This window comes from Enterovibrio sp. FF113, assembly GCF_041439165.1.
GTDB classification, from domain to species: Bacteria; Pseudomonadota; Gammaproteobacteria; order Enterobacterales; family Vibrionaceae; genus Enterovibrio; species Enterovibrio norvegicus_A.
Genome location: NZ_JBGONO010000036.1, coordinates 17,926 through 35,295, shown reverse-complemented (window position 1 = coordinate 35,295; position 17,370 = coordinate 17,926). Strand labels below are relative to the sequence as shown.

The following is a 17,370-nucleotide window of genomic DNA, read 5'->3' as shown; positions in this document are numbered from 1 at the left end:
ATTTAGGTTCTGGCGCCGCAAGGTGTGAGAGTTCAAGTCTCTCCTTCCGCACCATATAAAAAGAGCAGGCCTTTAATTAAGCCTGCTCTTTTTTTATATCTATACTTTCCCATTATCTCGCTTTAATTCCTCCCTATGACGCGTTAACTCTTTGTATAATTCTTTTTTGTGCGACTGATCATACCCTTGGTGATATGTCTCGCATTTCATTCTTGATCTTTATTTCAAAAGTCATATTATCTTTCGAAACGAAAGTTTGGTGGTTACATGTCGAAACGTAATACTCAACAACGTCGCCATGCGATTGTTGCCATGCTGAGCGAACAAGGAAAAGTGAGTGTAGACGAGCTTTCATCTTTGTTTGAAACATCAGAGGTCACGATACGCAAAGACCTTGCTGAGCTTGAGAAAAATGGAATTTTGCTTCGTCGATATGGTGGTGCAGTCCCTATTCCTCATGAAATGGTTTCGGAAAATGCTGTAAAAGTTTCAGATCAAAAGTTAGCGATAGCAAAAATGGCGGCAAGTCGAATTCGCGACCATAATCGTATAGTGGTGGACAGTGGTTCGACAACCGCAGCGCTGATCCCTTTGTTAAATCAAAAACGTGGGCTCGTAGTGATGACTAATTCACTGAACGTTGCCCAAGCCATCAAAGAGCTGGAAAACGAGCCGACACTGTTAATGACAGGTGGCACGTGGGACCCGCACTCTGAAGCGTTTCAAGGGCAAGTCGCAGAGCAGGCATTGCGCGCTTATGATTTTGACCAGTTGTTTATTGGTGCTGATGGGATAGACGTCAATCGCGGTACAACGACTTTCAATGAAATAGTTGGTTTGAGCCGCGTCATGTCAGAGGTGTCTCGAGAGGTGGTGGTGTTGATTGAGTCCGATAAAATAGGGCGAAAGATACCAAACCTAGAACTCCCTTGGGATGTCATTACGACTGTTATCACTGACAACAATATAGATACCACCACCAAACAAGCCATTGAAAAGACGGGCACAGAGGTGATCTGCGCCCCTAATTAGACGGGGAAAGTTATGTGTGGAATTGTGGGCGCGGTAGCGCAAAGGGATGTGGCGGAAATACTGGTTGAAGGTTTACGCCGTTTGGAATATCGCGGCTATGACTCGGCCGGCTTGGCTGTCGTTGATGCAGAGCATCAACTTAATCGTCTGCGCCGTTTGGGTAAAGTTCAAATATTGGCTGATGCGCTTGATGCGCAGCCTGTTTTGGGTGGTACTGGTATTGCCCATACACGCTGGGCGACACATGGTGAGCCAAGTGAAGAAAACGCCCACCCGCACATGTCAGGTGAAAATATTGCTGTTGTTCACAATGGCATTATCGAAAACCATGAACCTCTTCGAGAGATCTTAACTCAACGTGGTTACGTGTTTACCTCACAAACAGATACCGAAGTGATCGCTCACCTTGTTCATTGGGAATTGGAGCAAGGCGGTTCGCTATTGGATGCGTTTCAACGCACGGTCGCGCAATTGCATGGTGCCTATGGCACTGTCGTGATGGATAGACGTGATCCAGAGCGCCTTATCGCTGCGCGCTCTGGTAGCCCATTGGTGATTGGGCTGGGTATCGGTGAAAACTTTTTGGCCTCTGATCAGTTGGCACTTTTGAATGTCACTCGTCGTTTTCTATTTTTAGAAGAAGGCGATATCGCTGAAATCACTCGTCGTGCTGTTGATATTTTTGATGTTGAAGGCAATGCGGTTGAACGTACCATTCACGAATCAACCGCAGAGCATGATGCTGCCGATAAAGGGAAGTATCGACACTACATGCAAAAAGAAACCTTTGAGCAGCCCTCGGCTATTATCAACACCTTAGAAGGGCGCATTGATGCAAATTCGGTGCTGGTGGAAAGCTTGGGTCATGGCGCGAAAGAGATCTTACAAAAAGCTGAGCATATCCAAATCATTGCATGTGGTACGTCTTACAATGCTGGAATGGTGGCGCGCTATTGGTTTGAATCCATTGCAGGTGTTAGCTGTGATGTTGAGATTGCCTCAGAGTTTCGCTATCGCAACTTCGTCACGCGTCCAAATAGCGTATTAATCACCCTTTCTCAATCCGGGGAGACAGCAGACACCTTGGCTGCGCTTCGATTGGCGAAAGAACGTGGGTTCATGGCCGCGATGACAGTGTGTAATGTGGCGGGTTCTTCATTGGTGCGAGAATCTGACATTGCCATCATGACTCGCGCGGGAACAGAAATTGGTGTCGCTTCGACAAAAGCCTTTACTACGCAGCTCACAGCGCTACTGATGATGGTAACCGCGCTCGGCAAGGAGAAAGGCACGGTTAGCGCAGAAAAAGAAGCAGAGATTGTTAAATCGCTACACCGACTTCCGGCTCAAATCGAACAGGCACTGACCTTTGACAAACAAATTGAAGCGCTTGCGGAAGATTTTGCTGATAAACACCACGCACTGTTTTTAGGCCGTGGCGAGTTTTATCCTATTGCGATGGAAGCCTCTTTGAAGTTAAAAGAGATTTCCTATATTCATGCGGAGGCCTATGCAGCCGGTGAACTCAAGCACGGACCTTTGGCACTGATTGATGCAGATATGCCCGTTATTGTGATAGCACCAAACAATGAACTGTTAGAAAAGCTCAAATCTAACATTGAAGAGGTGCGAGCCCGTGGCGGTCAATTGTATGTGTTTGCTGATGAATCTGCGGGATTTCAGGAAAGTGATGGCATGACAATCATTCCTATGCCGCATGTTGATGAGGTATGTGCGCCTATTTTCTATACGGTTCCTATGCAGTTGCTGTCGTATCATGTTGCATTGATCAAAGGTACGGACGTTGATCAGCCTCGTAACCTGGCAAAAGCGGTGACTGTTGAGTAAGCACTGAAGAAAGACTAAACAACAAAAACCTCAAAAGGAGCGCAAGCTCCTTTTTTGTCTCCAATGTAAGACATAAAATACATTCGTTGCTATTTGCAACTTGGAAATCGGTCACGATATTTGCATTTTGCAAATCATTTCGCATCTATAACAAGACACCTCGCCTAGAAAGATAAGCACATATGTGCATTCCAAACTCAACTAATTGATTTTTATTCTAATTATTAATGTCTGAATAGTTGGCGCGTATTGTGCATATTGTCGATAAAGCAGCAAAAAAACAACCAGAGCTGTAAGTCGTAGGGAGTGAATGATGATCGATTCGAAATCACAAGTAGCAAAACGCATTAAAGAAGCCCGTGAGTGGAAAGGGATTACCCAGGTGAAAATGGCGAAATTGCTTGATGTAGCACGCCAAACCTATTTAGACATTGAGACGGGTAAAACCGAACCGCGTGTCCGCATGTTGTCTGAGATAGCCGAAATCACTGAACGTCCTTTAGTATGGTTCGTTTATGGTGATGCGGATGTTGAATTGCACGACGTGCAGTATAAGCAGGACGTTAATCGCCTTCTAGAGCACTTCTCAAAATTGCCCCACGAAGCAAGAACCGCCATTCTCAATCAGAGCGTTAACATGGCTTCATTCTTGGTTAATTACTCCAAATCTGCGCAAAGAGGTTAAGCACTTACTTACTTGGTAGGCTTTGCCAAGCCTTGCCTGCCAAAATAGGTATTGCACGAAAGCCTTGTCATCTGGCTTAGGCAACGGCGGCCCAGTTTCACAATTCAACGATGCTTTACATGTGAACGCGACTGCGCTGTGCATAATGCAGGATCTAGCAGTAGAGAGTGTGACAGATACAGGTGTAAATCACCTGATGCTGTGACAAAGAGTTGTGGGGCAAGATTGCGATGTTGATTGTCAAATCTCACGTTGCACTGCGCATCAGAGAAGCGCGAGAGTATCGAGAGATCACGCAAGTGGAAATGGCGCAGCATCTTGATGTGGCGCGGCAGACTTATTTAGATATTGAGTCAGGCAAGACTGAACCTAAGGTCTCTTCACTTGCTACGATTGCTGACGTAACAGGCCGTCCGTTAAATTGGTTTCTATACGGCGAAAGTACGCGAAGTGATATCGCGTTTACGCATAGAGATGATCTGAATAATTTACTTTTGTTATTCAATCAGCTCCCTCTTTCGGCGCGTAACCTCGTGATGGATCAGGCTTTGTTACTGGCAGAGTACATGGTGATCATGAAGTCATCGGATAACGATGAATAAAGAAATAAGAAACTAAAAGCCCAGCGAATGCTGGGCTTTTTCTTGTTTGTGAACCGCATTGTTCCTTTGGCTTACTTAGCTATCCTTAGACAAGAAGAAACGGTAAGAGGGGCTTTCTGTCTCGTCCTTCCAGCCATAACCCAATTCTTTGAGATGCGCAGTAAATGAAAGCAAGTCTTTATCTTCTAGCTCGAAGCCACATAATACGCGTCCATAGTCAGCACCATGATTGCGATAATTAAACATGCTGATATTCCAATGCGTACCCAGCGTATTCAAAAAGCGTAGTAGGGCACCCGGATATTCTGGGAACTCAAAGCTATATAAGCGTTCATTCATCACTTTGGTTGGACGTCCGCCAATCATATAGCGAATATGTACTTTCGCCATTTCATCGTCAGACAAATCCTGCACGGGATAGCCACCTTTTTGTAGATCGGAGATGATGCTATCGAGTTCTTCCTGGCCATTCGTTAAGCGCACACCGACAAAGATATTTGCCAATGCATCGTCGCTATAGCGGTAATTAAATTCAGTCACTGCACGACCCCCCAAGATTTTACAAAAATCGAGGAAAGCGCCCGTGCGTTCAGGAATCGTCACCGCCAACAAACCTTCACGCTTCTCACCCAGTTCCGCGCGCTCAGAGACATAACGAAGAGTGTGGAAATTCAAATTGGCGCCAGACAAGATAGACGCCATGTTTTTCCCTTTCAGCTGATGCTGCTCGGTATAGCGCTTAAGCCCTGCCAAAGACAATGCCCCTGAAGGCTCAGAGATGGCACGGGTATCTTCGAAAATGTCTTTCATTGCTGCGCAGATTTCATCGCTAGACACCGTGATGACGTCATCGAGATGTTGCTGACAGACTCGGAACGTTTCATCACCAATGCGTTTCACTGCGACGCCATCGGCAAACGTGCCAACATTGTCGAGTGTCACTGGCTCACCCGCATCCATCGCGGCTTTCAGGCAGGCAGAGTCTTCTGCTTCTACGCCGATGACTTTGATATGTGGCATGAGCTGCTTAACGATCACCGCCACACCTGCTGCGATACCGCCACCGCCGACAGGCAAGAAAATATAGTCAAGATGCCCGTTTTGCTGAAGTAACTCCAAACCGATGGTACCTTGCCCTGCAATGATGGCGGGGTGGTCAAACGGCGCAACAAAGGTGTAGCCGTGCTCATTGGCAAGCTCTATGGCTTTTATTTTGGCTTCATCAAAGTTATTTCCGTGCAGCACAACGTTACCGCCAAAACTACGAACGCCAGCAACTTTGATGTCGGGGGTGGTGCGTGGCATGACGATGGTGGCGCTGATCCCTAGTTTGTGGCCTGACATGGCTACGCCTTGTGCATGATTACCGGCAGAGGCAGCAATCACCCCAGCTTTTTTCTGTGCATCAGACAGCTGCGCCATCATGTTGTAGGCACCGCGCAATTTAAACGAATGTACCGGTTGACGGTCTTCGCGCTTTAACTGGATGTGATTATCCAGACGCTTTGAAATGCGTGGCATGTTCTGAAGTGGGCTAACGATAGCCACTTCATAAATGGGCGCACGCAAAATATCGCGAAGATACTCAGCATTACTCAGTGGAACGGATACATGGGATTGGCGGGCCTGCGTCATGATTAATCCTCCAGCTTGCTTTTGTCTCGTACAGCGCCTTTGTCTGCGCTGGTTGCCAAGCTGGCATACGCTTTTAGGGCAAGGGACACGACGCGCTCACGTGACACGGGCTTCCAGCCGCGAGCATTTGCGTCAGTGCGGCGCGTGGCAAGTTCCGCATCATCGACTTCGAGTACGATGGAACGGTTAGGGATGTCGATAGCAACGATATCGCCTTGCTGGACCAAACCAATAACACCACCACTTGCGGCTTCTGGGGATACGTGACCGATAGACAGACCGCTGGTGCCACCAGAGAAGCGACCGTCAGTGACCAATGCACACGCTTTTCCTAGCCCCATCGATTTAAGGTAAGTGGTTGGATACAGCATTTCCTGCATACCTGGGCCACCTTTCGGGCCTTCGTAGCGGATCACTACCACTTCGCCTGCTTTCACTGCGCCAGATAATATGCCGTTTACTGCATCTTCTTGTGCTTCAAACACATGTGCTGGGCCGCGGAAAACAAGGTTTTCTTCATCAACACCCGCGGTTTTAACAATACAGCCATCTTGTGCAAGATTGCCGCTCAGTACTGCTAAACCACCTTCTTGGCTGAATGCATTTTCACGGGTACGAATACAACCATTTTCACGGTCATCGTCAAGCGTGTCCCAGCGACAGCTTTGTGAGAAGGCTTTGGTGGTGCGAATACCTGCAGGGCCGGCACGGAAGAAGGCTTTTACGTCTTCATCTTCGGTAACCATGATGTCGTACTGCGCAATGGTGTCAGCCATGGTTTGACCAAGTACGGTTGGCACATCAGTGTGGAGCAAATTCGCCCGCGCCAATTCGCCAAGGATAGCGATTACACCACCTGCGCGGTGAACATCTTCCATGTGGTATTTCGGCGTTGAGGGCGCCACTTTGCAAAGATGTGGAACAAGGCGAGACATGCGATCGATGTCGTCCAAGTCAAAATCTATTTCACCCTCTTGAGCGGCTGCTATCAGGTGAAGCACTGTGTTACTTGAGCCGCCCATGGCGATATCAAGCGCCGTTGCGTTTTCAAATGCTGCTCGGCTAGCAATCGTGCGTGGCAAGGCTGATTCGTCATCTTGTTCGTAGTAACGCTTGGTTAGTTCAACAATGCGTTGGCCAGCCTTAAGGAACAATTGCTCACGGTCAGCGTGTGTTGCCAACATTGAACCATTACCTGGCTGACTAAGACCTAACGCTTCAGTCAAACAGTTCATGGAGTTAGCAGTGAACATGCCTGAGCAAGAACCACAAGTTGGGCAGGCTGATCGTTCGATCTGCTCGCTTTGCTCATCAGACACTTTCGGATCAGCGCCTTGGATCATCGCATCAACCAGATCCAGCTTTAAGATCTGATCTGATAGCTTGGTTTTACCCGCTTCCATTGGGCCGCCTGAAACAAAGATCACAGGGATATTGATGCGCATCGCTGCCATCAGCATTCCTGGGGTGATTTTGTCACAGTTAGAGATACAGACCATGGCATCCGCGCAGTGCGCATTCACCATGTATTCGACGGAATCGGCAATCAACTCACGTGATGGTAAGCTGTACAGCATGCCGCCGTGGCCCATCGCGATACCATCATCAACGGCGATAGTATTGAATTCTTTAGCGATGCCGCCTGCTTCTTCAATCTCGCGTGCAACCAGTTGGCCCATGTCTTTTAAGTGAACGTGACCCGGTACGAATTGGGTGAATGAGTTCACCACAGCAATGATAGGTTTACCGAAATCTTCATCTTTTACGCCAGTTGCACGCCAAAGGGCGCGTGCTCCGGCCATGTTACGGCCGTGGGTAGTGGTGGCTGAACGATACTTAGGCATTTCCTTGTCCTCTTAAACTACTTATTTGGTTTGTGGGGTGACGGGATCGAGCCACCCCCACTTATCTTCTGTTTGGCCATTAAACAGACCAAAGAATGCGGATTGTACTTGTTCAGTGATTGGGCCGCGTGCACCTTCACCGACAGTGATCTGATCAACGCTGCGTACTGGTACAATTTCTGCGGCGGTGCCTGTCATGAATACTTCATCGGCAAGATAGAGAGCTTCACGGGCAATGTTCTCTTCGCGGACGTCATAGCCCATTTCTCGGGCCAAAATCATGATCGAATCACGAGTAATGCCTGGCAATATAGCGCTGGTGGCGGGCGGTGTTGAAATCACACCATTTCTGATCACAAACAGGTTTTCACCTGCACCTTCAGACAGGTAACCATCGACACTTAATGCAATGCCCTCTGCGTAACCATGACGGCGAGCTTCGCCGCCGACCAATAGGCTAGAGAGGTAGTTACCACCAGCTTTAGCCGCGGTTGGAATGGTGTTTGGCGCAGCACGGTTCCAACTTGAAATCATGGCATCGACACCGTTAGCCAGCGCTTCTTCACCAAGGTACGAACCCCAGCTAAACGCGGCAATGATGATATCCATTTCAGTTTCTGGCGGCGGACACACACCTAAACCCACGTTGCCGATAAAACCTAACGGGCGGATATACGCGGAGTTGAGTTTGTTGGCACGAAGCGTTTCGCGACACGCTTCCATCAGCTCATCAACACTATATGGGATAGGAAAGCGGTATATTTTTGCGCTGTCTTTAAGACGCTGCATGTGCTCGCGGTGGCGGAATACGATGGGACCATTCGGCGTATCGTAGCAACGAATGCCTTCAAATACGGAGGTGCCATAATGCATGGCGTGAGTCAGAACGTGAACCTTGGCATCTTGCCAAGGAATGAGTTCACCGTTTGACCAAATATAATCCGCTGTGTTTGCCATTATTTTAATCCTTTTAGATAACGCATTACTGTTGTTCTTGTGGGAGCAGACGTACGTGCGAGACATCCCATAACTTGTCTAATTGGCTTTGAAGATTGGCGATAGGGCGATCGCTCGTGACTTGCAAGGTAATTTCAACCACATTGCAGTCGTCGGTATGATGCATGTCCAAACTGGTGAGGCGAAAACCTCGGTGACGCACAATGCGCAATAAGCGTTCAAGCAGTTCGGGCTTGTCATCTGCGCCGATAAGCAGGGTGTGAGATTGACTCATGTTCTCTCCAACATATCCTGGTTGGCGGCGCCAGGCGGAACCAGCGGCCATACGTTCTCTTCCTCTGAGATAGCAACATGTAACAGATAGGCTGTGTCACTTGCTAGCATCGCCTGCAGTGCAGGGATGACTTCGTCTTTTCTGGTAATGGTTTTGCCTGGGATGTTAAAGGCGCTTGCGAGCCTGACAAAATCCGGGTTGTCAGACAGATTGGTCTCACTAAAGCGTTTGTCGAAAAACAGCTCTTGCCACTGACGAACCATCCCCAAACGCTGGTTATCCAGCAGGACCATTTTGACGGGTATATTACGCCGTTTTAGCGTGCCAAGCTCCTGAACGTTCATCATAAACGAACCATCTCCCGAAACTAACACAACCTCATCGTCTGGACGTGCCATTTTGGCGCCCATCGCCGCAGGTAAACCAAACCCCATCGTGCCTAGCCCAGCTGAGGTGAGTAAGTTCTCCGGACGTCGTGGCTGAACGTGCTGCGCTACCCACATTTGGTGTTGGCCAACATCCGTGGCAACCACGGTTGAGTCCGGCATCATGTCAGACAGTTGATTGAGCAGCAGTGGTGCATAAATCGCCTCACCTGGATGATCATAACGCCAACCGAAGTCGGTCATCATCGTGCTAATTGTCGTTTGCCATTCTGATATGTCTGCGGGTTCGCCAAGCTGCGGTAACACCGTGTTGAGTTCACCGCGAAGGGCGACGTTAGCACGGCGCAGTTTATTAAACTCTGCCGCATCGATATCAATATGCACCACGGTTGCATTTGGCGCGAAGGTATCGAGCTTGCCTGTCACTCGGTCGTCAAAACGCGCACCGATAACAATCAGTAAATCTGATTGCTGAACCGCAAGGTTGGCAGCTTTGGTGCCATGCATACCGAGCATACCTAAGTAGTACGGGTAATCTCGATGAACCGATCCCAGCCCCTTCAAGGTGCAAGTGGCTGGGATTTGGCTGTGATTAAGAAATTGGCGCAAGGTGTCCGTAGCATGCGCCAGTTGTACGCCACCGCCGACATACACGATAGGCTGTTTGCTGGCTGCTATCAGCGCATTGGCTTCTTGCAAAGACACGGCAGAGACGTCGGGTGCGAATGGCTTCTTGATTTGTGCCGTCGACATATTGTCAATTTGGCCGAGTTGCACATCTTTAGCGATATCCACCAGCACGGGACCTGGACGACCTTCTTTAGCAACAACAAAGGCTTCCGCCAACGTTTTCGCAAGATCATTGGGGTCGGTAACCAGAAAACTGTGTTTGGTGCAAGCAAGTGACAAACCGAGAACATCAACTTCTTGGAAGGCGTCGGTACCGATAAGAGGGCTAGCAACCTGACCTGTGATAGCAACAATCGGCACGGAGTCCATCATGGCATCGGCAAGGCCGGTGATCAGGTTCGTGGCGCCAGGGCCGGATGTCGCAAGACACACCCCCACACCTCCAGTTGAACGGGCATAACCGATCGCAGCCATGGCGGCACCTTGTTCATGACGACAAAGCACGTGATCAAGACCGCCGTCATAAAGGGCATCGTAGACGGGCATGATTGCTCCACCCGGATAGCCGAAGAGGGTGGAGACACCTTGCTGACGCAAAGCGCTTACGACTAACTGTGCACCTGTCATAGCAATCCCCTCTGACGCTGAGTTTGGGAGATGCAGGCTTGCGCTGCTTTTTGATATGGTTTCATGCCGCTATTTCCTTACGCGTTATTACAACCAGACTTCCAATGTTAAAAAAGCCCCCGAACCTTTCGATGCGGGGGCTGGTTGCGATGTTTGTGTGTTATTTTCTCGCCGTCGCAGCCCCTCGCGGTAGTACCACCACGATAATTGAAATAATAATGACTAGGGCGCGATTGAGTTGATTCATTTTGTGTTTTTTACCGTCATTTGTGTCGGTGATGTATGACTATGTCAACGTTTGTTTGCATACATGTTGTCTGCTCCTAGTGGTATCACAGACGTCCGTCGCATGACAAGTAAAAACTGACCAGTTTTTTTATTTCTCGCATCGTAATGCAGTAATACTATCTCTTTATGCACATAACCAATTGATAGTTAAATAGATAAATATTGAGCATTATGAATCTTGCCATTATTCAAAGCCGAGCCTGTGTGGGTGTCGGCGCACCACAAGTCACTGTTGAAGTGCATATTAGTAACGGTTTACCAGCCTTTAACCTCGTTGGTTTGGCTGAAACCACGGTGAAAGAAGCCCGCGACCGTGTTCGTAGCGCCATTGTTAATTCAGGTTTTGAATTTCCCGCGAGGCGTATCACGGTGAACCTTGCGCCAGCAGATTTACCCAAAGACGGTGGGCGATTCGACTTACCCATCGCGCTAGGGGTTTTGGCAGCTTCTGGGCAGATACCTATGACAACGCTCTCTAAGCACGAATTTGTGGGTGAATTGGCGCTTTCAGGGCAACTGCGTGCGGTAAAAGGCACTTTACCTGCCGCGGTTGTTTGTCGGGAAATGGGAAGAAGCTTAGTTGTACCGGATGATAACGGTGGGCAGGTTGCTTTGGTGGGGCGTGATATCCATTTATCTGCGCCCGATCTAAACACCGTGTGTCGTCATCTTAGCGGGCAAGGCAGCTTGATGCTCAAAGAGCCTGATGATATGGAAGTTGTGCCCCAGGATAATCATCGCTGTTTGCAGGACATTATTGGTCAGCAACAAGGAAAGCGCGCACTGGAGATCTCAGCGGCAGGTTCCCACAACCTTCTTTTTCTCGGACCGCCAGGGACAGGAAAAACCATGCTGGCATCGCGAATGGCCGATTTATTGCCACCCATGAGCGATACAGAAGCATTGGAAACAGCCGCCATCACCTCACTGACTGAGCGTCCATTACACGAAGGCAATTGGCGTCAACGTCCGTTTCGCGCTCCTCACCACTCTAGCTCCATGGCAGCGCTGGTTGGCGGCGGTACAGTACCTAAGCCGGGTGAGATATCCTTAGCGCACAACGGTATTCTATTTCTTGATGAGATGCCCGAGTTTGAGCGCAAAGTCTTAGATTCATTAAGAGAGCCGTTGGAATCTGGCGAAGTAATGATTTCACGCGCGAACAGTAAAACCCGCTTTCCTTCCCGCTTTCAGTTGATAGGAGCGTTAAACCCAAGCCCTACAGGGCATTACGAAGGCCAACTAGCGCGGTCGAATCCACAAGCCACATTGCGGTATCTTAATCGCTTGTCGGGTCCTTTTCTGGATCGCTTTGATCTATCCATCGAAATCCCAGCCCTTCCTCGTGGCACTCTGACGGAAGGCGGCGATCGCGGCGAGCCCACCAGCGTGGTGAAAGCGCGAATCGAAAAAGCGCGAGGGGTGATGCTCTCTCGGGCAGGAAAAGCAAACTGTTTGCTATCAAGCCGCGAGATTGAAACCTATTGCCCGCTATCAAAAGCGGATGCGGATTTTCTTGAAACCGCACTGCATCGACTAGGTTTGTCTATTCGTGCTTACCATCGCATTATCAAAGTGGCGCGCACCATTGCTGATCTGTCTGGTGAGCCGCATATTCAGCGTGGGCATCTCGCCGAGGCGCTGGGCTACCGCTCTATGGATCGTTTACTCAAGCAGTTGACCTCTTTGGCGAGTTAGCCCACCAGAAGTTGATGGGCCTCTGGGTAACTGAATGGTGTTTTTTATGGCTGCGGCGTATGATTACGCCTCAATAAAAAATTCAGTCTACCGTATTGGAATCATCACTTTGCTTTTGCTCCTCAACATGCTTTTTTTCAGCGTCAATACCGCAGTGAGTTCTTTGCTTCTTTGCGTATTAGCGTTAATCAAAATGGCTTTGCCCGTTCCTGTGCTGCAACGTGTGCTCACTCGTTTTAGCAATAACATTATGTGGGTATGGGCAACCCTAAATCATAAAATGTTGAACCTGACATCCGGGGTGGAGTGGGACATTCAAGGTGGTGAATCACTGAGTAAAGATGATTGGTATTTGCTGATTTGTAACCACTTAAGTTGGACTGACATCATCGTTGTTTTTTCGGTATTTCGTAACCGTATCCCCATGGCGAAGTTCTTTCTTAAGCAGCAATTGTTGTATGTCCCTTTTCTTGGCATGGCCTGCTGGGCGGTAGATATGCCGTTCATGAAACGATATTCACGTCAGTATTTGCTCAAAAACCCACAAAAACGTGGCAGCGATTTGGCCTCAACACGTAAATCCTGTGAGCGCTTTCGCCAAACGCCGACCACCGTGGTGAACTTCGTTGAAGGTACCCGTTTCACCGAACGGAAGCAGCGCCTCAGCCAATCTCCTTTCAAACACCTTCTGTCGCCAAAGACTGGCGGGATTGCCTATACCCTTAGTGCAATGGGCGATCAATTTGATGCCATTATCAATGTAACGGTGGCCTATCCAGAAAACCGTGAATTGCCGTTCAAAGATTTACTGTCCGGAAAGATGAAGAGAGTCGTCGTGCGTATAGATAGTTTGCCTGTTGATGCCAAGATTAGGGGTGACTACTTTAACGACAAAGCCTTCAAGCACGAATTCCAACAATGGCTGCATCAGCGCTGGCTGGAAAAAGATGACGTGTTAGATGGGATTTACAATGATGAACATCATGCGCAAATTGATACGCGTGAACACCAAGAATCAAATGCGGCTTAAGCTGGGTTGTTCAACACGACATCCAAAACGAAAAAAGGGCCAATCGGCCCTTTTTTGATGTTGTCTGTTTTACTGTGTGAGTAGGAAGTTGACCAACTCAAAGTAATCCTCGGTCGATTTCACGGTTTTTGGCGTCACGTGATATTTACCGTTCACGATAACCGCGGGCACGCCACGCAAGCCTGATGCTTGGAACCCTTTATCAAAACGGTTTGCCATCGCGTTCGCTGCAAAGCTGTTGAAGGTACCATCATATTGCTCGGCATCGACGCCTTCATCGATGAACATTTGGCGCAATTCTTCGTCATTACGTGGTGGTTTTTGCAAAAGGTGTATACGGTTAAAAATCACCGGCATCATTTTGTCTTCCACACCGAGCATGATCGCTGTTGCTTGCGCTTTGCTTAGCGATTTGCCCATATTGCCACCCATAAATGAAACATGGTTTTTGTTGAAGGCAACATTCTCAGGGATCTGCTTTTTCAGTTCTTCCATCAAACCTTGGCTTTTGAAGCAATGCGGGCAGTAGAAAGAAAAGAATTCGGTCACGGTTGGTGACTCAGTCTTTGGTAAATTCAGTACCTGATAATCTTCACCCGCATTAAAGCGTGCTGCGTGTGCCGAAAAGGCCAACATTGTGACTGCCGCAAAGGCTAATAGTTTCTTCAACATAACGTTCTTTCTCCCTGAGTATAATTATTAGTCGTCCTACCAATGAGGCGTCAGTGACAGCACTGGCTCCTCAAGCGCTGCCAATTGTTCTTTAAAGGCGAGGACCTGATTTTCCCAGTATTTTGCCTCACCAAACCAAGGAAATGCACGAGGAAAAGCAGGATCTTGCCAACGTTTTGCCAGCCAAGCCATGTAATGCACCATTCTAAGACCGCGTAAAGGTTCAATAAGTTGCAATTGTTGGTGCGGAAAATCATGAAATTCTGAATAGGCCTCAGCAATGGTATCAAGCTGTGCAATGCGATCATTGCGGTCGCCGTTAAGTAGCATCCAGATATCTTGAATGGCAGGGCCATTTCGCGCATCGTCGAGATCAACGAACATTGGACCATCTCGCCACAAAATATTACTCGGGTGACAGTCGCCGTGAAGACGAATGGATGGCCAGTTATTTTTCCACTGAGACTCCAGTACGCCGATCAGTCTGTCTAGATCAGAAAAAAAGCTGTTTTCTAGGTGCATGGGAATGAAGCTGCTGTTTTCCAGTTCGCGGCGCGGTTGGAAAACGTACTCTTCAAGGCCCAGAGTCGGGCGGTGCACGAATGGGCTGCTGGTGCCAACTTGGTGAATGCGGCCAAGGAAGCGACCGACCATTTCTAGTTGATCCCAGTTATCGACTTCAAAAGAACGTCCACCAACACTGGGGAACACCGCAAATCGATAGCCTTCATAGTTAAACAAGGTCGTGCCACCCAGGTTCATTGGCACAGCAACGGGAATGTCCGCATTTTGTAGATCGAGTGCAAATTGGTGTTCTTCGAGGATCTGTTCATCGCTCCAACGTTGTGGGCGATAAATCTTGGTCACTAAGCGGCGACGGTGTTCATCTTGAAATTGATAGACGCGGTTTTCATAGCTGTTGAGTGCCAGCAAACCGGATTCGGGACGAATACCGACCGATTCTAGCGCATTAAGCAGCATATCTGGGGTCAGTTGTTGGTAGTTAAATTGCGCGTCGCTCATAGGATCACTTGGGTTAGGTGATGATATGTGATGGTATCAGAGAATCTGTGGCGGATGACGATTGCGGTAAAAAATGTGTGGCAGCAAAAAAGGGCGCTATTTAGCGCCCTTTGATGGATGGAAATATCAGAGTTTGCTGATAAATCGACTTTCTGTTTCTACTGACTTTTGGTCATCACCGGATTGTCGCTCAAGCACAAAGGTAATGTTAGCCACGGGCGTGCTGAGTTCGTAAGGGTCAATCGCAAGACTGACGGGTAACGTAAACACTTCCCCCGCTTTCAGCGTGACTTTTTGTTTGCCATACCATTCGATGCCATTAATACCTGTCACTGACAATGAGTAGGTTTCAGGTTGCTGAGTCTTATTGAGGATTTTCAATGTGTAGGTATTCTCAATCAAGCCATCACTGTTGGTTCTAAACAGTTCTGTGCGGTCTCGAATGACATCGAGACGCATCGGCTGGACTTCCGAGAGTAAATAGAAGAACAGGCCACACATGGCAATCATGACCACGCCATAACCAATAAGTTTAGGACGTGCAATATCGACGTCATGACCCTCTAACTTATGCTCTGTGGTGTAGCTGATAAGGCCTTTTGCGTAATTCATCTTTTCCATGGTTTCATCACAAGCATCGATACATGCGCCACAGTTAATGCACTCATATTGCAAACCATCGCGGATATCGATACCCGTCGGGCAGACTTGCACACAAAGGTTACAATCGATGCAATCACCCAGCCCTAGCTCTTTGGGATCTTTTTTACGAGGGCGTGGGCCGCGTTGCTCTCCACGGCTGGAGTCATAGCCAACGATGAAAGTGTCTTTGTCGAACATGGCGGATTGAAAGCGAGCGTACGGGCACATGTGAATACACATGATGGAGCGCATCCAGCCTGCATTGCCGTAGGTACACACACTGAAAAACAGCACCCAGAAGGTTACCCAGAAAGTACTGCTGAAGGTGAAAAATTCAATAAACAACGTTTTGACGGGCACGAAGTAACCCACAAACGTGAGGCCTGTGAGTAGCGCCACTGCAAACCAGCAGATGTGTTTGATCGCTTTTCTTGCTATCAGCGCTTTGGTGGGAGGCAATGAATCTTGCTTGCGGCGTTTGTTGGCCGAGCCTTCCAGTTTTTCTTCAAACCAAATGTAGATAAAAGTCCACACGGTTTGAGGGCATAGATAGCCACACCATACTCGGCCTAAAAAGGTGGTAATAAAGAAGAGGCCAAAGGCGGCTATCATCAGTACAGACGCGAGCAGTGTCAGGTCTTGCGGCCAAAGCGTCGTGCCAAAGAAATTAAATTGCTGGTGGCCAATATCAATCAGAATGGCTTGCCGGTCTCCGTAGGGGATCCATGGTGTGAGTACAAACAACAACAGGAAGAACCACCCCATCTTCTGGCGTAGTTTTTGGTAGATCCCTTTTGCCTCTCGCACATAAATGCGATTGCTTGGATTGAAGCGATCTCCGCTTCCTTTGTGGGTCTTGGGGTTAAATTCTTTTGCGGTGACGTCTTTAACGTCGATTTTATCCTTGCTCATGACACCTGCATTCCTTGGGTCAAACGGGTTTCCCCGACGTATCTGCACGGGTACGTTGCCTGTGCATCATTCGATTAAGGCTTATCTCAATGATAGACCGCAAATTATACCGTAGCTGATGCAGGGATTTCTGTGCGTATGGTGGGAAATTAATCGGCAAGAATGCGGGGGTGGCGTGTAACAGCTGATTGTTTTGAAATAAAAAAGCGAAACCCAAAGGCTTCGCTTTTCTGTCCGGTATTCTGACTGGCTTTTAGCTAATGATGCCACGCGCTCGTAAGATGGCGGTTTTGAAGTCATTCTCGCAATCTTTAGCAAGGCCTGGGATCATTTCATCTTTGTTGCTGTTACGCATTTTCAGATGATAGATCAGCACGTCATCGGTCAGATCTTCCAGTTTTCCCACATACCCAGCTTCTTGTGCCAATCTGCCGATCATCTCAATCAGATTCAACTCAGGCTCTTTTTGCCATTCAGGGTGAAGCAATTCGATCAGTTCGTTTACGCGATGACATTTCATTGAAGACTCCAAAAAAAGTGAGCAATTAGCCTTAGTTTTTATGTGTCTTACAGTACCAGATTCAT

General features: G+C 48.4%; 15 protein-coding genes. 6 read left to right on the top strand and 9 right to left on the bottom strand.

Annotated elements, in window-relative coordinates; genetic code table 11:
* Positions 1-267 precede the first annotated feature (267 nt).
* The 4 genes from ACED36_RS21035 (at position 268) to ACED36_RS21020 (ending at position 4,167) form a co-directional block, all read left to right on the top strand.
* Entirely contained in the window at positions 268-1,032 is a 765-nt protein-coding gene (locus ACED36_RS21035) for a DeoR/GlpR family DNA-binding transcription regulator (protein WP_016960919.1), read from the top strand.
* Positions 1,033-1,044: 12 nt separating this feature from the next.
* Positions 1,045-2,880 (top strand): glutamine--fructose-6-phosphate transaminase (isomerizing), encoded by a 1,836-nt coding sequence (glmS, locus tag ACED36_RS21030; RefSeq protein WP_016960920.1) that lies wholly within the window; start codon positions 1,045-1,047, stop codon positions 2,878-2,880.
* Positions 2,881-3,193: 313 nt separating this feature from the next.
* Positions 3,194-3,565: a helix-turn-helix transcriptional regulator gene (locus ACED36_RS21025; RefSeq protein WP_016960921.1), complete on the top strand. Its 372-nt coding sequence runs from the start codon at positions 3,194-3,196 to the stop codon at positions 3,563-3,565.
* A 230-nt stretch (positions 3,566-3,795) separates the two neighbouring features.
* Positions 3,796-4,167: a helix-turn-helix domain-containing protein gene (locus tag ACED36_RS21020; protein ID WP_016960922.1), complete on the top strand. Its 372-nt coding sequence runs from the start codon at positions 3,796-3,798 to the stop codon at positions 4,165-4,167.
* A gap of 75 nt (positions 4,168-4,242) precedes the next feature.
* Here the strand turns inward: ACED36_RS21020 and ilvA are convergent, their stop codons facing one another.
* From ilvA to ilvG, 5 genes are read right to left on the bottom strand one after another with little or no spacing between them, the layout of a single operon-like run.
* Positions 4,243-5,802 carry a threonine ammonia-lyase, biosynthetic gene (ilvA, locus tag ACED36_RS21015; RefSeq protein ID WP_016960923.1) on the bottom strand — a complete coding sequence of 520 codons (1,560 nt, stop codon included), beginning with the start codon at positions 5,800-5,802 and terminating at the stop codon, positions 4,243-4,245.
* A 2-nt stretch (positions 5,803-5,804) separates the two neighbouring features.
* Positions 5,805-7,646 (bottom strand): dihydroxy-acid dehydratase, encoded by a 1,842-nt coding sequence (ilvD, locus tag ACED36_RS21010; protein ID WP_016960924.1) that lies wholly within the window; start codon positions 7,644-7,646, stop codon positions 5,805-5,807.
* 21 nt (positions 7,647-7,667) lie between these two features.
* Positions 7,668-8,603, bottom strand: a complete 936-nt coding sequence (locus ACED36_RS21005; protein ID WP_016960925.1) for a branched-chain amino acid transaminase — start codon at positions 8,601-8,603, stop codon at positions 7,668-7,670.
* Between the two features lie 25 nt (positions 8,604-8,628).
* Entirely contained in the window at positions 8,629-8,877 is a 249-nt protein-coding gene (gene ilvM / locus ACED36_RS21000) for an acetolactate synthase 2 small subunit (RefSeq protein ID WP_016960926.1), read from the bottom strand.
* Positions 8,874-10,520: an acetolactate synthase 2 catalytic subunit gene (gene ilvG, locus ACED36_RS20995; RefSeq protein ID WP_016960927.1), complete on the bottom strand. Its 1,647-nt coding sequence runs from the start codon at positions 10,518-10,520 to the stop codon at positions 8,874-8,876. The genes ilvM and ilvG overlap by 4 nt, the downstream gene beginning before the upstream one ends.
* A gap of 459 nt (positions 10,521-10,979) precedes the next feature.
* Between ilvG and ACED36_RS20990 the strand changes: the two genes are divergently transcribed.
* Positions 10,980-12,506 (top strand): YifB family Mg chelatase-like AAA ATPase, encoded by a 1,527-nt coding sequence (locus ACED36_RS20990; RefSeq protein ID WP_016960928.1) that lies wholly within the window; start codon positions 10,980-10,982, stop codon positions 12,504-12,506.
* A gap of 46 nt (positions 12,507-12,552) precedes the next feature.
* Entirely contained in the window at positions 12,553-13,536 is a 984-nt protein-coding gene (locus ACED36_RS20985) for an acyltransferase (protein ID WP_016960929.1), read from the top strand.
* 69 nt (positions 13,537-13,605) lie between these two features.
* Here the strand turns inward: ACED36_RS20985 and ACED36_RS20980 are convergent, their stop codons facing one another.
* From ACED36_RS20980 to ACED36_RS20965, 4 genes are all read right to left on the bottom strand, one after another.
* The gene (locus tag ACED36_RS20980) at positions 13,606-14,208 is read right to left on the bottom strand and encodes a thiol:disulfide interchange protein DsbA/DsbL (protein ID WP_016960930.1); all 603 of its coding nucleotides are present in this window, start codon (positions 14,206-14,208) and stop codon (positions 13,606-13,608) included.
* A 36-nt stretch (positions 14,209-14,244) separates the two neighbouring features.
* On the bottom strand, positions 14,245-15,231 hold the full coding sequence (locus ACED36_RS20975; protein ID WP_016960931.1) for a serine/threonine protein kinase: 987 nt from the start codon (positions 15,229-15,231) through the stop codon (positions 14,245-14,247).
* A 126-nt stretch (positions 15,232-15,357) separates the two neighbouring features.
* Positions 15,358-16,785, bottom strand: coding sequence for a cytochrome c oxidase accessory protein CcoG (ccoG, locus tag ACED36_RS20970; protein ID WP_016960932.1), 1,428 nt, complete (start codon positions 16,783-16,785; stop codon positions 15,358-15,360).
* 253 nt (positions 16,786-17,038) lie between these two features.
* A complete protein-coding gene (locus tag ACED36_RS20965; protein ID WP_016960933.1) occupies positions 17,039-17,305 on the bottom strand; it encodes a YihD family protein in 267 nt (88 codons plus the stop codon).
* Positions 17,306-17,370 lie beyond the last annotated feature (65 nt).

Excerpts from the sequence above, each read along its gene's own strand:
- ilvD (WP_016960924.1), bottom strand. The coding sequence starts at position 7,646 with ATGCCTAAGTATCGTTCAGCCACCACTACCCACGGCCGTAACATGGCC.
- ACED36_RS20985 (WP_016960929.1), top strand. The coding sequence starts at position 12,553 with ATGGCTGCGGCGTATGATTACGCCTCAATAAAAAATTCAGTCTACCGT.
- ACED36_RS20990 (WP_016960928.1), top strand. The coding sequence starts at position 10,980 with ATGAATCTTGCCATTATTCAAAGCCGAGCCTGTGTGGGTGTCGGCGCA.
- ACED36_RS21035 (WP_016960919.1), top strand. The coding sequence starts at position 268 with ATGTCGAAACGTAATACTCAACAACGTCGCCATGCGATTGTTGCCATG.
- ccoG (WP_016960932.1), bottom strand. The coding sequence starts at position 16,785 with ATGAGCAAGGATAAAATCGACGTTAAAGACGTCACCGCAAAAGAATTT.
- ACED36_RS21025 (WP_016960921.1), top strand. The coding sequence starts at position 3,194 with ATGATCGATTCGAAATCACAAGTAGCAAAACGCATTAAAGAAGCCCGT.
- ilvA (WP_016960923.1), bottom strand. The coding sequence starts at position 5,802 with ATGACGCAGGCCCGCCAATCCCATGTATCCGTTCCACTGAGTAATGCT.
- ACED36_RS21005 (WP_016960925.1), bottom strand. The coding sequence starts at position 8,603 with ATGGCAAACACAGCGGATTATATTTGGTCAAACGGTGAACTCATTCCT.
- ACED36_RS20965 (WP_016960933.1), bottom strand. The coding sequence starts at position 17,305 with ATGAAATGTCATCGCGTAAACGAACTGATCGAATTGCTTCACCCTGAA.
- ACED36_RS21020 (WP_016960922.1), top strand. The coding sequence starts at position 3,796 with ATGTTGATTGTCAAATCTCACGTTGCACTGCGCATCAGAGAAGCGCGA.
- ACED36_RS20975 (WP_016960931.1), bottom strand. The coding sequence starts at position 15,231 with ATGAGCGACGCGCAATTTAACTACCAACAACTGACCCCAGATATGCTG.
- ACED36_RS20980 (WP_016960930.1), bottom strand. The coding sequence starts at position 14,208 with ATGTTGAAGAAACTATTAGCCTTTGCGGCAGTCACAATGTTGGCCTTT.
- glmS (WP_016960920.1), top strand. The coding sequence starts at position 1,045 with ATGTGTGGAATTGTGGGCGCGGTAGCGCAAAGGGATGTGGCGGAAATA.
- ilvG (WP_016960927.1), bottom strand. The coding sequence starts at position 10,520 with ATGACAGGTGCACAGTTAGTCGTAAGCGCTTTGCGTCAGCAAGGTGTC.
- ilvM (WP_016960926.1), bottom strand. The coding sequence starts at position 8,877 with ATGAGTCAATCTCACACCCTGCTTATCGGCGCAGATGACAAGCCCGAA.